The organism is Methanofollis fontis (assembly GCF_004297185.1).
Taxonomy (GTDB): Archaea; Halobacteriota; Methanomicrobia; order Methanomicrobiales; family Methanofollaceae; genus Methanofollis; species Methanofollis fontis.
The window spans coordinates 124497-141085 of sequence record NZ_PGCL01000002.1; the positions used below are offsets into that span (position 1 = coordinate 124497).

Genomic DNA, 16589 nt, shown 5'->3' on the forward strand with positions numbered 1-16589 from the left:
GAAATAGTAGGTGAATGCGTACATGACGACCAGATCATCCAGAACAGACGGAAGGTTCATGCGGTGGATCGCCGCAACGTTCCTCCTGCTTCTTCTCTTCAGTATCGCCCCGGCTTCGGCCGATCCCCTCGAACAAACACGCCACGTATTCGTCGAAGTCTCGAATGCCGACGGGGTGAAGTACGACCTTGACGGTGCGGCGTTCGTCGGACCGAACAACACGTATTACATCAAGGCCGACGGTGGTGGCCTGAACGAGCTTCACATCACCGCCGATGCTGCCGATGCCCAAGGACAGGTGACGACGAGTAGCGACCAGTCCGGTGTCTTTTATGTTTCTAATACCGGCGGCCGCGGCTTTGACGACGAGATCGTCCTCCTTCTTGCGGTGAACGGCACGGTCCCCGATGACTTCGCCGTGCACATCAAGACGAGCGGCTACACATGGACGCCCTCCGCTGTCACCAACCAGATCCCGACGAATTACACCTATGTCGAGGGTGCGGTGGACGAAACCTTCACGAAGGAGGACTTCCTGTACGGTCCGCAGACCTGGAAACCCGGTCCGGGCAACCCTGAGCCCTATCTTCCGCCCGGTCTGCCGCTCTACGAGTATCAGGACGTCGCCGACACGAGCGACAACTTCAGCCTGATGTTCATCGACCTCGATGTCGGGAACATGTATCCCTCGAAGTTCGGCACCAGTCTCACCGACAACGGCGCTGCAAAGGTGGAGTACTCCTTCGAGAACCTGGAGACCTTCGCCTCGTTCAACGCTTACGGCTGGTGTCTTGCCGCCAACCAGGGGCAGGGCATCTCATGGACCAACCGGGTGAATGCTGCAGGCGAGACTGCTGTCGGCGCGAGCAGTTATGCGGTCATCGGCATCCCGCCGGTGCTGACCTCGATTGCGGTCACCCCTGCGAGCGTTGACGCCGAGATCGGCGATTCGATACAGTTTACCGCCACCGCCTATGACGGCGACGACGAGGTAATGAGTGATATCTCCTTTGCGTGGTCGAGTTCTGACGAGACGGTCGGCACGGTGAACGCCACCGGATACTTCAACGCTCTGACCGCCGGCACGACCACGCTCACCGCGGCGAACGGTATGGTCGAGGGTACGGCCGAGGTGACGGTCACCGCCGCGCCCTCGGGCCCGCAGCCCCTCCCCGACTACAACAACGTCTTCTTCAAAGTTGCCAACGACGGCGGCGTGAAGTACAACGCCTTCGGGAACAACACCTATAATTTCAGGTTCGAGGGCTACGACCGCGGCCTCAACGCCCTGCACATCTCTACCGACCCGGTGAGCAACTTTGGTCAGGTGACGCTCTCTGAAAACCAGAGCGGCACCTTCTTCGCGACCGACTCCGGAGGCAAGGGCTATGAAGATGATATTATTCTGATGGTCGCCGTGAACGGGACGATTTCGGACAATTTCATGCTCCACATCACAGCCGACGGCTACACCTGGACACCGAACCCGGTGAGCAACCAGGCCCCGCCCCTCGACACCGTGACCTACCAGCCCTTTACCCTCAACGAGACCTTCACCAAGGACGACTTCAGGTACGGGCCGCAGATCTGGAAACCGACCGGCAACGGCTTCGACTACCCGATCTATTTCGGTCAGAACATGAGCGACGCGGAGAACACCTTCCAGATAATGTTCATTGATCTGAACGCCGGCGTGCTCAGACCAAATGCCGACCTGGAGAACCGGGGTGCGGTACGGATCAACTACACCTTCGAGAATCTGGAGACCTTTGCGGCCTTCAACGTCTACGCCTACTGCCAGAATTCGAACAACGGCGACGACATGATCGCCTGGACCAACGCCGTGCTGGCGCCCAAGACGACCAGCGGCTACTCGGTTATCGGCGCCGGCACCGGTCCGGTCCCCTCCAGGATCGAGGTAGAACCGACGATTACCGAGATCGTCGTCGGTGACGTGCAGCAGTTCACCGCCACCGCCTATGATGCCCTGAACAACGTAATCTCCGGTCTCATCTTCTCATGGATGAGTTCGGATGAAACCGTGGGGATCATCGATGAGAACGGCAACTTCACCGCCCTCGCCGCTGGCACAACAAATGTGACGGCGAACCACCTCGGTATCGCAGGTACGTCTGCTATCACGGTCGTCTCCCCCGAACCGAGAACCTGGACCATCGGTGCATCTGGATGTGACTTCACGGATCTCGACTCCGCCTTTGTCAGCCCGTCGCTGAACGATGGAGACACCATCCTTGTTTCCGCCGGGTCGTATGCCCTGAGCACACCTCTTGCAAAGACGATCACCCTCACCGGTGAGGGTGCGGACGTGGTGACGGTCACCCCGACCGGCGCTGCCTTCTCCGGTGCCGGCACGGTCATCGAGGGTATCGGGTTCACCAGTGGATCATTCAGCGTCTCCGGTGCAGAGAGCACGGTAGCGCACTGTACCTTCACCGGTTTCTCCAGCCAGCACTCCATTGCTATTTCCGGCCAGAACGTCGCGGTTGAGGGCAATGTATTCGAGAACAACCCCACCCGGTTCATGCTGGTAACCGGCAGCGGCCATACGTTTACCAACAACACCTTCGAGGCGAACGGTGGAACGCAGAATGCGGCAACCCGGTTCGACGGGTGCTCGGGTGTCACCATCGCCCGGAACACGTTTGCGAACAATACCGCGCCGGCAATTGGGCTGCGGTGTACGCTTGACAACAACAGTATCTTCCTCAATGACTTCATTGACAACAAGGCGGACCTGTTCCAGTTCCTGAACAATCCCAAACCCCTGGCTATGGCGTGGGAAATTTCATCCATCGACTATACCTATCTTGGGACACAGTATACCGGCCCGCTCGGGAACTATCACAGCAGTTACACCGGCGATGACGCCGATGGCAACGGCGTAATCGATGCGGCGTATACCATTGGCACCAACCAGGTCGACAACGCACCGCTTGTCAACCGCTGGCAGACCTACTTCCCCGATGCACCGGCACCAAAGACCGTGACCGTCGGTGCGTCCGGATGTGACTTCACGGATCTCGACTCTGCCTTTGCCAGCCCGTCCCTGAACGACGGCGACACGATTCTGGTCTCCGCCGGGTCGTATGCCCTGAGCACACCTCTTGCAAAGACGGTCACCCTCACCGGTGAGGGTGCGGACGTGGTGACTGTCACCCCGACCGGCGCTGCCTTCTCCGGTGCCGGCACGGTCATCGAGGGTATCGGGTTCACCAGTGGATCATTCAGCGTCTCCGGTGCAGAGAGCACGGTAGCGCACTGTACCTTCACCGGTTTCTCCAGCCAGCACTCCATTGCTATTTCCGGCCAGAACGTCGCGGTTGAGGGCAATGTATTCGAGAACAACCCCACCCGGTTCATGCTGGTAACCGGCAGCGGCCATACGTTTACCAACAACACCTTCGAGGCGAACGGTGGAACGCAGAATGCGGCAACCCGGTTCGACGGGTGCTCGGGTGTCACCATCGCCCGGAACACGTTTGCGAACAATACCGCGCCGGCAATTGGGCTGCGGTGTACGCTTGACGACAACCAGGTCTTCCTCAATGACTTCATTGACAACAAGGCGGACCTGTTCCAGTTCCTGAACAATCCCAAACCCCTGGCTATGGCGTGGGAAATTTCATCCATCGACTATACCTATCTGGGGACACAGTATACCGGCCCGCTCGGGAACTATCACAGCAGTTACACCGGCGATGACGCCGATGGCAACGGCGTCATCGATGCGGCGTATACCATTGGCACCAACCAGGTCGACAACGCACCGCTTGTCAACCGCTGGCAGACCTACTTCTCAGGGACAGGGCCGGAACCTGATGCACCAACTGCAGCCTTCACGGCGGATGTGACGAGCGGCGACGCTCCACTGTCAGTGCAGTTCACCGATCTCTCGACCGGCAGCCCGATCTCGTGGACATGGGACTTTGAGAATGATGGTATCGTCGATTCAACCGAACAAAACCCGGCCCACGTCTACACTGCTGTCGGCACCTACACCGTGAACCTCACGGTCACGAACGCCGTCGGCAGCGATTCCGAGGTGAAGACAGACTACATCACCGTCCACCCCGACGGCCCGGTCACCCTGTACGTCGATGCCTCCGGTGGAGGAGATTTCACGACCATCCAGGCTGCGGTCAATGCGACGTTCGATGGCGACACCATTGTCGTCCGTGACGGCACCTACGCGGAAAATATCGCAATCGACAGAACCCTTACGATCCGCTCAGAGAACGGCCCTGAAAATACCGTAGTCACAGCCGCCGATCCGGCAGCCGCTGTCATCAGTATCACTGTGGACCATGTTGTCCTCAGTGGATTGTCCGTGATGGGAACGCCGGAGGGAAGCGAAGGTCTGGCGACCTCTGGTATCTATCTGAACTATGCAGACAACTGCACCATTGAGGAGAACGCAATATCGAAGACCGGAAGGGGTGTGTACGTCTACCGTGGAGACAACAACACCATTACCCGGAACACCATGACCCGGAATGATTATGCCGTCTATCTGAACGGCTATGGTTCCAGTTCTACGTCTCCCCACCTTGCGCACAACAACACCGTCACCTATAATACCGTCACCGGCAACAACGCCGGCTCCAATCTGGCCGCTCTCAGGATCTATGCTGTCGACGATACAATCGTCGCCAACAACACCGTCACCAACAACGGCGGGTATGGCATGATCCTGAACAGAGCCGATGAAGCAGACGTCGCTTACAACAACATCTCTTCAAACGGCGATGCAGGTATCTATCTCTGGTACAGCAATTACCATACCACCATCCGCGAAAATATTGTCAGTGCAAATGCCGCCGGTTTCAAGATCACGAAGGGCGGCGGGACGAGCGACATCTATCTCAACGACATCACCGGCAATGCGGTCCCGGTTCTGGATGACAACGGTCATGCCCAGAACTGGCAGAGCCCGGAGGAGATCACCTATCTGTACAACAGTCAGAGGTACACCTCACTGGTAGGCAACTACTGGGGGTCGAACTATACCGGGACCGACGCAGACGGAAACGGCATCGGTGATGAAGCCTACACCATCGCAGGAGAGATAACCGACGCATACCCGCTCATCCAGACGCTCGACGCCTACACCGTCTATGGTCCGGTCCCTGTGGGCACGACCTACTATGTCGATGACGACGGAACCGCTGACTTCACCACCATCCAGGCGGCCCTCGACGCCGCCTCCGACGGCGACACGATCATCGTCCGTGACGGCACCTACAACGAGACCCTCACCATCGCAAAGTCGCTCACCCTCAGGTCGGAAAACGGACCCGAGACAACGAATGTGGTCTCGACCGAGAAGTACGCTGTCAGCATTTCGGCCAACAACACGATGGTATCCGGCTTCAGCCTCAGCGGGAGCGGTTCATACGGCATCTACTCTCGCTCTAATTCCATGTGCACCTTTGCCAACAACGTCATCACGGACAAAAAAATCGGCATTGATGTATTATTTGTGAGCGGCATGCGCATTGATGGCAATATCATTACTGACCTGCAGACATACGGTTCATGTATCATTTTGCAGAATACGATAGACAGTGTCATCAGCAACAATACCTGCTCGGGCGGCGGCCAAAGGGGCATTTATACGACTACGGACTGCAGCAACAACGTCATTACCGGCAATTTTATCTCCGGGAACCAGTATGGCTTCCTTCTGATGGGTTGCAAAAACAGCCGTTTCGACCGGAACATTGTGATGGACAATGAATATGCCTTCTTTATGACGTTCGACTCGGTGACTGGCAACACGTTCTTTGCAAATTCGTTTGTCAATGATTCGGCCCTGTTTGCTACCTCTCTAAAAGTGGCGAACACCTGGAACTCTCCCGAGCCGGTAACCTACACCTACAACGGCGCTACCTATACCGGAATGATCGGCAACTACTGGGGAGCAGGGTTCCCGATTGACGATGTGGACGGCAACGGCATCGGCGACACCGGTGTGAGCCTTTTCACTGACAACACCGATTCCTATCCTCTCGTATTGCCGGCTGAGGCCTACTTCGGCGAGCCCTACGGCGACATTCCGGTCCCGGCGACTGTCGAGATCGTCCCGTCTTCAGTCGTTCTCCCCGGCGAGACGACGCAGCAGTTCTCCGGCACGGTCTACGACCAGAACGGGAATGTCATGACGGGCGCCTCCTTCAGGTGGACCAGCAGTGACGAACGGGTCGGCCCCATCTCGAGCGGCGGCTTGTTCAGTGCGGAATACGCCGGCACGACGACGATCACGGGACAGTCCTATCTTGTCCGGGGCACGGCCGAGGCGGTCGTGAACAAGACCGTTCTTGAGACGGTCTGGACCGACCCCTGCGAGTCGACTGACGGCTGGACTCTCTTCAATACCGCTCTCCAGGACGGTGTCGTCTACAAGGGATCATACAGCATCGGCACCCCGGCGATCGCCGGCGATGCCTATGCCGAGAGATCCATTGACTTCCCGGACGGCGTCGCCCAGTTCAGGTTCAGGGCGTATCAGGACTCTGCTACTAACGGTGTCGGGACATACTCGTGGCTCAAGGCGTTCATCGACAACGAGACTGTCGAGACCCTTCCGGTCGGCCAGTTTAAGGGCCCTTGGAACACCTACACTATCAACATCACCGGCTACGAGACCGGGAACCATACCTTCAGAATCGAGAGCCACTTCGACCCCGGCACCTACTCCGGCCGCGCCATCGGGTTCTACGTCGACCAGCTCGAGGTCAGGATCGATCCCAGCGCGGTCACGGCCGACATTTCCTCGATCACGGTCGAGCCCACCTCGGCGACGTTGACCCACGGCGAGACGCAAGCGTTCGTCGCCACCGCCTACGACGCCGATAACAACACCGTCCCCGGTGTCTCGTTCACCTGGACCAGTTCCGACGCCACCGTCGGCACGGTCGACGCCTCCGGCATATTCACCGCTCGCAAGGTCGGCACCACCACGGTCCGCGCCGCGGTCGGTGAGGTCTTCGGCACCGCCGCGGTGACGGTGACCCCGCCGCACGGCGACCAGACTGAAGACTCGCCCCTGAATGTTCCGGGCTGCAACATCACGGATAACGGCAACGGCACGCGGCAGGTCCTGGTCAACACCACCGCCGTCAACGCCACCGTCTCCGGCAACACCATCCGGATAGAAGAGGATACATTCAGCCTCATCCTCGAGACCGAGGGCGCTCCCAGCGTCGGCAACGGCACCGTGAACGGCACGGTCGCCGGCATCACCCTCAACACCACCCCGGTCACCACCCTCTTCGACACACTCGGCACGGTTACCGCCTCCCTTGAGGCGAACCTGACCGGTATCCCGGCAGGCGCCGCCGTCCAGACAACGGTCTCCGCCAACGTCTCGGCCGATGCCATGAGCGCCTTCCAGCTCGCCGCCACCGCGGACGGTCTGAACCTTGACGCCGTCGCCTACACGCTGAACATCGTCAAGACCAACCTCACAAACGGACAGGACATATCCGACGCCACGATCCGCATGGCCGTGAGTCAGGCCTGGGTCGACTCCCACGGCGGCGTCGATGCGGTTGCGATCATCAGGTCCGCGGAGGACGGCACCAAGGAAGTGCTGGCGACAACCTACATCGGCCTCGACGCCGACGGCAACCTGATATTTGAAGGGTATTCGCCGAACGGCCTCTCGGTCTTCGGTCTGGCTGCGGCCTCCGCCTCCACGACCCCGAGCGGTTCCTCCTCGTCTTCGGGCGGTTCCTCGAACGTCGCCTCGTTCGCCGGTTCCGTCCCTGCCGGTGCGACCAGAACCTTCACCGTGACTCAGACTGCGGTCAAGCAGATCGGCGTCACAGCAAAGGACGACATCGGCGATCTCCTGATCACCGTGAAGGCGGTGTCTCTGCCGTCCGAGATCGAGGCGCCCGTGCAGGCGACCTACCAGATCCAGGAGATCGCCCTGTACCGTGCCGACACTGCGGCGATCGGTTCGGCGGCGATTGAGTTCGCCGTCCCGACGTCCTGGCTCGATGCCCGCGGCCTCACAACCGACGACATCGTGCTGCTGCGGTACGTCGACGGCGCCTGGACGACTCTCCCCACCACCTTCGTGGAAGAGAAAAATGGGTTCGCGTATTATTCCGCCGAAACGCCGGGCTTCTCGTACTTCGCCATTGCGGTAGAGAAGAGTGTCCAGGCCGAGGCCGGAGAACCCGCGGCCGAAACGACCACCGCAGCAGTGTCGATGACGACGTCTGCAACCGGAACCACCGCTGCGGCGACCACGCCGCAGCCGTCGCCCCTCCCGTGGTTCGTTGCGGTTGTCGCTATTGGCGCCCTTTTCCTCCTGAGGAAACACTGAATATTTTCTTTTTTTGCGGAACGTGTCAACAGGATCCGATGTACTATTCTCAAATGGCAATGCTGATATTGCATCCTGAGATATGAGGATCTGTTGATTACACCTTTTCTGATGAAAAAGGAGATTAAAATGAAAATATTGAACAAACGACCTCACATTGGATGGTGCACAATCGCCATTCTGGTCCTGATCATGGCGGCGTTCTGCATCGCTCCGGTAGCAGCGGACGATATCGGCGGGATCCAGATGCCAGGCGCTAAGAACTTCGACCTGATCCTCTCCAATGGGCTGACGAAATACTTTAAGTTCGAGGGAGGGGGATTGAACGCCCTTCATATCACCACCGACCCCGATGAACCCTACGGGCAGGTGACGACCACCGAGGAGCACTCCGGTGTTTTTTACCTGACCAACACCGGTGGCAGAGGTTTTGACGATGACATGATCCTGATGATTGCGGTCAACGGAACGATATCTGACGATTTTGCCGTACACATCAGGGCGAGCGGCTACCGCTGGACTCCGACGCCGGTCCTGAACCAGCCTCCAACAACCGATGAGATCGAATATATCGACGGGAGTTACGAAGGAACGATCACCAGGAGCGACTTTGCATACCGAGCGCAGACCTGGAAACCGGCAGGGGACAACGCCCCGGGGAACTATCCTCTCTATTATGGACAGGACATGTCGGACACCTCCAATACGTTCCAGCTGGTGTTTGTGGACCTGAACACTGGCAACCTCGGTGCAAACGCCATGATCCCGGAGATGATCGACAACGGAGCGGTGAAGATCGAATACGAGATCGAAAACCTCCACGGGCTTGCATCCTTCAGCACCTATGGGTGGTGCAACCAGTCCAATCAGGGTCAGGGGATCTCCTGGACAAACCGTCTGTCCGGGGCGGGCAGCAGTGGTTATGCCGTGATGGGGGTTCCGGAATCCCCCGGGGATTTTTCCACCGGGGGTTCGGGCGGCACCACCGAGTCCGGATATCTCGGTCAGGAGAACAGTGCCGGATCGCCGTCGACCCTCAATGGCAGCGTCTCCCTGCTTCCGATCGCCGGGACGGTGGCCCCCCTCGAAGCCGGCAGTGCCGCACCCCTCCCTCTCCCGGCGACAGACGTGAACGGGACGGTGCGGGAGGCGACCCTCTACCTCTTTCTCTCCCATTCACAGCAGAAAGGGACCGGATATGGGACCGAACCATCTTTTTCGGTTTCAATCGGCGGCGTGGACCTTTCGCCCGAACGGACCCTGACCGACCGTGAGGGAGGGGACCATGCCCCGCTCTCCGCCACCCTTATCTATAAGACCGATCCGGCATCGATCGCAAGCGGCGGCACCAACCTCATGGTCCGGAACACCGGGAGCGGCGATGCTGTCTTCACCTGTGATGGCGGCGCCCTTCTGCTCACTGTCGAAGACCCTGCGCTTCCGTCCATCACCTATGCTGTTGCAGAATGCTGCGATGCCATCGGTGTGGACATCGCCGGAGGCGTCTTCGAGGGGGATGCAGTGACGCGGGTGTTCTTTGATGGTCCTGGCGATATGGACCGGATCAGTGACAGCCGCCTGCAGGTGATCAGCACCGCCGGGACAGATCACGATGCCTCCGCCGACACCATCGGCTTCAATGACCGCGAGTGGAGCGGCGTCTTCGTGCGACAGGGGGCGGTCATGAGTGCAGAACACCTGATCGCCGATGCCGTCTTCCCCACCTCGAACGCCGCATCGGCGGCTACCGACGCCGGACCGGAGGCAGCGTTTGTCACCCGTCTCTTCCTCCTGGTCTATGCCGGCGGGGAGATGGACATATCTGAAACTGGTTCAGATTGGGGCGGAGAGGCAAGTGCACGTTCCTATCTCGTCGAAGACGCCGTGATCTCCAAGATCACGGTCCGATCCGCACCTGGTGGTGCACCGGCCAGCGTCAGTGTCGGGGGCACGGAACGTCCCGCGGGGGTGCCGGCGGCGGAAGGGACGGTGTATGCCTACAGGATGCTGAACCTGAATGGCGGATCCTCCGCCCCTCTGGATATGACCGTCCGGTTTTATGTCCCCGCATCGTGGCTCTCGGAACAGGGGATCGATGCAGATGGAATATCCTTGCAGGAATACCGGGACGGGGCATGGCATTCCCTCAGGACAGAGCACCTCGGTCATGCGGACGGAGAGGAGGAGTATCTGGCCGACGCCGTCACCGCCTCCCTGCTGGCCATCGGTTCTGTCGCATCGGGGGGTTCGATCGGGGGGACAGCAACCGCAACGCCGCTCCCCGTAGATACGGACGTTCAGCAGTCTCCTATGGGTGTGATGGTGGCGCTCGGCGCCTGTGCTATCCTGATCCTGGCGAAACGACGCTGATCGCTTTTTTCTGGATGCCATACCCGCGGATGGGTGGGGGTGGCAGACCTCATTTCTTCATTTTCTGTTGAAATTACCCTCCAGAATCCTCCGATTTCCCGGGTTGGCCAGAGTTCCTGTAAAATATTTATTATTAACTGCTCGACAAATGAGTAAATGTAAAATAAACTCGCTTACTTTTGTCGATTAACCAAACATTCTTATAGCGTCCTGAAGATAATACAATCCTGTTATCGATCGGGGCCAGTTTAACGGTGTTTATTGACTTTCTCGGTCCGGATCGTGCTTTTCAATCTCACTGACAGGTGACGCATGATGAAAATAACCACACCCACCAGGGACGCCGGTGCAGGAGGGGTGGTGGCAGTTTTTGCCGCCCTTCTGCTGCTGATGGTCTGCACCATCGCACCGGTGTCTGCGGCGGAGCTTCCTGATGAAGATGTCATCTTCATCGAGGTCGCAAACCCGCCGGTACAGTATGACTCCCCATTAAACGGCACATATATGATTTATTTTGCCGGGGGAGGCCTGAACGCACTCCATATCACCACCAACACCTCGGAATCTTTCGGGCAGGTCACCACCACGGATGAGCAGTCCGGCACCTTCTATGTCGCCGACACCGGCGGCAAGGGCGGGTCGCAGGACATCCTCCTGATGATCGCCGTGAACGGCACGATTCCGGATGATTTCTCGGTGGAGATCAATGCAAGCGGTTACACCTGGGGCGAGATCATCGATTCCGATTATCACACCCTCACCGACGGTGACATCACCTACGAAACCGGTGCGGTGGACCTGACCCTCACAAAGGACAACTTCACCTACGGTCCGCAGACCTGGAAGCCATACAAGGCCGGAGAACCCCTCCCTGTCCATTATGGGCAGGACATGAGCGATGCCGACAACACCTTCCAGCTCCTGTTTGCCGACCTCCATGTGGGCGCTCTCAACCCGGCGAAGATCGATGCGATCGACTCCCTGACCGATAATGGTCTGGCCAGAATCGAGTATTCGATCAGCAACCTGGGTGATGGCGAGATCGTTGCCTTCAATGCATACTCCTACCGTCTCTCCGCGGATTATACAGAGTTCCCGATCAAGGGCGGCAGCGGATGGACAAACGATGTTTCCGCCGCCAGCTCAAAGCCGAGCGGGTATGTCGTGAGTGCACCTGAGACCGACGTTCTCTTCAACGGCACGGTCAGTCTCGGTGAGGGGAATGTGACCGTGACCTCCTCACAGGGTAATGACTACTCGATCCCGGTGCGTACCCCTCTCGGAGCCCTTGACACGGTCGCGGATTGTGAAGGCTTCTCCTATGCGGTCTCCGACAAGAAATGGGACAGTATGGGCATCCTGCTCCTTGACGACATCGGTGCCTATCCCTATGTGAAGGGCGGGAACAGCTGGGTCTGCTACGTCAACGGCAACCTGCTCGACGACTACGGCAACCCGACCACGGAGGGCCTGAACGTCTATGCCCTTCAGGACGGGGATGTGGTTGACTACTACTATGGCGCCGACGGCGTGACGGCTGAGACGGCCGAAGCGGCGGTTCACATCGTCGTATCCACCAGTTCTGGACCCGATGTGCTCTACTCTGGAGTTCTCCCTCTCCCCGAAGGTAACGTGACCGTGACCTCCTCACAGGGTAATGACTACTCGATCCCGGTGCGTACCCCTCTCGGAGCCCTTGACGCCGCCGCACAGGCCGGCAATTTCACCTATGCGGTCACCGACAAGAAATGGGACAGCATGGGCATCCTGCTCCTTGACGACATCGGTGCCTATCCCTATGTGAAGGGCGGGAACAGCTGGGTCTGCTACGTCAACGGCAACCTGCTCGACGACTACAGCAACCCGACCACCGAGGGCCTGAACGTCTATGCCCTTCAGGACGGAGATAAAATCGTCTATTGCTATGGTCCAGACGGCGTCACCGCCGAAACGGCCGAGGCGACCGTTGAGATCACCGCCAGTCTGACCGCTGCCGAGATCATCTACAGCGGCGAGCTCACTATCGGGGACGGCAATGTGACTGTGACCTCTACCGAGGGCAGCGACTATTCTATCCCGGTGCGCACGCCGCTCGGTGTTCTCGACACTGCCTCTACGGCAGGTAACTTCACCTATGCGGTCACCGACAAGAAGTGGGACAGCATGGGCATCCTGCTCCTCAACGACATCGGGGCATACCCCTATGTGAAGGGCGGGAACAGCTGGGTCTGCTACGTCAACGGCAACCTGCTCGACGACTACGGCAACCCGTCCACCGAGGGCCTGAACGTCTATGCCCTCGTAAACGGCGACAAGGTGGCCTATTATTACGGTGCTGACACTGCGAACGCCACCACTGCTGAGGCTGCCGTGCTGATCACGGTCAAGACCGGAGCCGCACCCGGGGACTGGACCCTCGAGATGGGCGGGGCACAGAATGTCACGGTTACAAAGGCCTATTTCGAGAGTGGCATCACCTGCGGCCATGGCGCCTCATGGACCGACCCCGAAAATTCCGCGGTCTGGGAGGGCATGCCCCTCTGGTACCTCGTCGGCATGGTCGATGATGTCGAGTCCGGCGGCCATTACACCTTCAATGACGCCCTTGCAGCCGAGGGTTATTCGGTGAAGGTCACATCCAGCGACGGCTACTCGGTCAATATCCCGAGTGCCGAGATGGCCCGCAACAATGGTTTCATTCTGGCAAACACCCTGAATGGATCGGTGCTGCCGGAGACGATCGGTGACAAGAACAAACCCTGCTGGCCGCTCCAGATCAAGGGGGCGAACGCCAGTGCCGGTCAGCTCGTCGGCGGCATCGCCTCGATCGAACTCGTCGGGCTGCCCGACCCCTCTGAGGGCTGGACCCTGAAGGTCTGCGGTGTGGTCAACGACACCATCACCCAGGAGGAGTTCGAGGAGTTCGGCTGCCACGGCGGCGTGAACTATACGGACAACCAGGGCATCGTCTGGACCGGTGTGCCCCTGTGGTACCTCGTGGGTGTCTCCGACAACCTGGAAACCACCGACCACTGGACCTTCGACGACGCGCTGGCCGCCACCAACTACACCATAAAGGTGATCGCAAGTGACGGATGGTCGCAGGAGTACGGCAGCGTTCAGGTCGCCGAGAGCAACGGCTACATCCTGGCGAACCTGATGGACGGTCAGCCGATCCCGGAGACCGACAGTTCGTACCCGCTCAAGCTCGTCGGTGACGACGTTCCCAAGAAGGTGAAGTCCGTCGCCGAGATCGACCTCGTCAACCTGATCCCGGCGCCCCCGGTAGAGGGCGAATGGAATCTCCAGCTGCTCGGGAAGATCGACTACACCTGCACCGAGGCCTTCTTCGAGGAGGCAGTCGCCTGTCCGCACCACACCGTGACCTGGACGAACCAGGAGACCGGTGAGACCTGGGGCGGCATTGCTCTCTGGGAACTCTGCGGCTTTGTGGACGACCGCATCCCCCATGGTTCGGACGGATTCAATGATGGCGTAGCGACTGCGGGCTACACGGTGATCGTCACCGCCAGTGACGGCTACTCCAAGGAGTTCAGCAGCAAGGACCTCGCACGGAACAACAACTATATCGTTGCAAACACGCTCAACGGAACCCCGCTCTCTCAGGAGGGCAGCAAGGCCCCCTGGCCATTGAGGCTGGTGGGATCGGATGTCTCCGGCAGCAACAGTGTCGGCGCCATCGCCTCGATCGAACTGACCGACTTCCAGAAGCCGACCGAGATCCCGACGATCCATGTCGTCAGCTATGATGCCGACGGCACCACGATCATCGACGAGATCACCGTCGACTACACCTGGATGGAGGAGAACCTCCCGGTCTACGGCGACGGCGAGACTGTCTATCACTTCCAGGGCCCGACCTTCGACCCCGATGACCTCTGGAACCCGGCTGAGGACAAAAACGCCATCCCGGGCAAGGTCTTCGGCGCCGTAATGGGCACCTCGATCAAGGACCTCTGTGACCTCGTCGGCGGCATGTCTGAGGGTACCGAGATTGTTCTCGAGGCGACCGACGGTTACAAGACAAAGATGAACTATACGAACATCTACTCGCCGCTCGATCGCCAGGGCACGGCCATCCTTGCCTGGTACAAGGCGGATGAGGGCTACATACCCGACTACGCAAACGGCTACCGCCTCTACTTCACCACACCCGATACGATCTTTGGCAACGAGGACATGCGTCTCTGTCTCGATGAGGCCTACTGGCACTACTACTGGAACGAAGGCATCCAGTACCCCTCGGCGGCAGGCATCTCGGCCAGGAACGTTGCAACGGTGAAGATCTATCACCCCGAGAAGGACTGGAGCCTCTCCCTCGAAGGCACCATCTCCACCGATATGAGCAAACACTACTTCGAGGAGGGCATCGCCTGCGAGGCCAGTCACCGCGCCACCTACACGGACACCAAGGGTCGTGTGTGGGAGGGCATGCCCTTCTGGCGGATCATCGGATGGGTGGACGACGACAACGAACACTCCGGCGCCGCCTTCAACGACACCATGGCGGCGATGGGCTACACCATCCATGTGATTGCAGGCGACGGCTATGAGCAGACCTTCACCAGTCAGGAGATCGCACGGAACAACAACTACATCCTTGCGAACAGCGTCGATGGTCACCACATCGATGCCGAAGACTCGGCATGGCCCCTGAAGCTGGTCGGCATCAATGTCTCCGGCAACGGTAAGGCGGTCAAGAACGTCGTCAGGATCGCCTTCATCCCGCCGAATGAAGGACAGGAAGAAGTCATCGAGACCGGAAACATCACGGCAGGGGACGAGAAGGACTTCCCGGTCAGCAACAGCACATTCTCGAACATCACCCTGAAGGCGGCGTCCGACATCAGTGGTGCCGAGTTCGCCGTCTCGACCGTGGCCAAACCGCCGGCATCGGAGGGCACACCCAACGCAACGGTCTACTCCTATGTGCACGTCGTCTATCCGTCGGCACAGGAGGCCATCGCTGAGGCGTTGATCACCTTCTCCATTCCGACCGACTGGCTCTCGGCCAACAACATCGGTGTTGGAGATGTGATCCTCTACCGCCGGCACAACGATACCTGGACCGAACTCCAGACCACCTACGTCGAGACCCGTGACGGGGCGGCATGGTTCGAGGCAACAACGCCGGGCTTCTCCTACTTCGCCGTCGGCGGCGTGTCAATCCAGCCGACACCCACACCGACTCCCACTCCGACACCCGTCCCCTCATCGGGCGGCGGCGGCAGTTCCTCGGCCTCCGCAGTCTCGGGTTCGATCCCGGCAGGCGGATCGATGACCTTCAGCATTACGGACACTTCGATCGCCCGCATCACCGTCGATGCGAAGGACCAGATCTCCGGCATGCTCCTGACGGTTCAGAAGGCCGGCCTTCCGACAGGCATGGCGATGCCGGACGGAGAGGTATATGAGATCGAGCAGATCACCGTATATCGTGCTGATTCTGCATCGATTGCCGGTGCTGAACTCACGTTCGCCGTCGAATCCTCATGGCTGACGGCACACGGTCTGACCACTGCGGACGTCGCACTCATGCATGAGGTCGACGGCGCCTGGCAGACACTTGAGACCACCTTTGTCGAGGAGCGGGACGGGAAGGCGTACTTCACCGCCAGAACTCCGGGCTTCTCGTACTTTGCCATCGTCGGCGTGAAGGGTGCCGCAATCCCGGCAGAAACCACCCCGGTTCCGGTGACCACGAGTGCCCCGGCAGCGGAGGCAACCACGGTGCCGGCGACCACGGCACCGGCCACCACCCCGGCCCAGAGCCCGGTCTTCTGGGCTCTGCCCTTCATTGCCCTCGGGGCCCTCCTGATCCTCAGGAGAAAATGAACACACC

At 59.4% G+C, this 16589-nt stretch carries 3 protein-coding genes; all 3 read left to right on the forward strand.

The genetic code is table 11. The features are described 5' to 3' along the window. Positions 1–22 precede the first annotated feature (22 nt). The 3 genes from CUJ86_RS04315 to CUJ86_RS04325 all read left to right on the forward strand — a co-directional run bounded on the left by CUJ86_RS04315 (position 23) and on the right by CUJ86_RS04325 (position 16582). On the forward strand, positions 23–8356 hold the full coding sequence (locus CUJ86_RS04315; protein WP_130646343.1) for a NosD domain-containing protein: 8334 nt from the start codon (positions 23–25) through the stop codon (positions 8354–8356). A gap of 129 nt (positions 8357–8485) precedes the next feature. Beyond that, on the forward strand, positions 8486–10726 hold the full coding sequence (locus CUJ86_RS04320) for a DUF3344 domain-containing protein (protein ID WP_165394773.1): 2241 nt from the start codon (positions 8486–8488) through the stop codon (positions 10724–10726). 315 nt (positions 10727–11041) lie between these two features. Further along, a complete protein-coding gene (locus CUJ86_RS04325) occupies positions 11042–16582 on the forward strand; it encodes a PGF-pre-PGF domain-containing protein (protein ID WP_165394774.1) in 5541 nt (1846 codons plus the stop codon). Positions 16583–16589 lie beyond the last annotated feature (7 nt).

Coding starts and splice junctions, on each gene's coding strand:
- CUJ86_RS04320 (WP_165394773.1), top strand. CDS start 8,486: ATGAAAATATTGAACAAACGACCTCACATTGGATGGTGCACAATCGCC.
- CUJ86_RS04325 (WP_165394774.1), top strand. CDS start 11,042: ATGAAAATAACCACACCCACCAGGGACGCCGGTGCAGGAGGGGTGGTG.
- CUJ86_RS04315 (WP_130646343.1), top strand. CDS start 23: ATGACGACCAGATCATCCAGAACAGACGGAAGGTTCATGCGGTGGATC.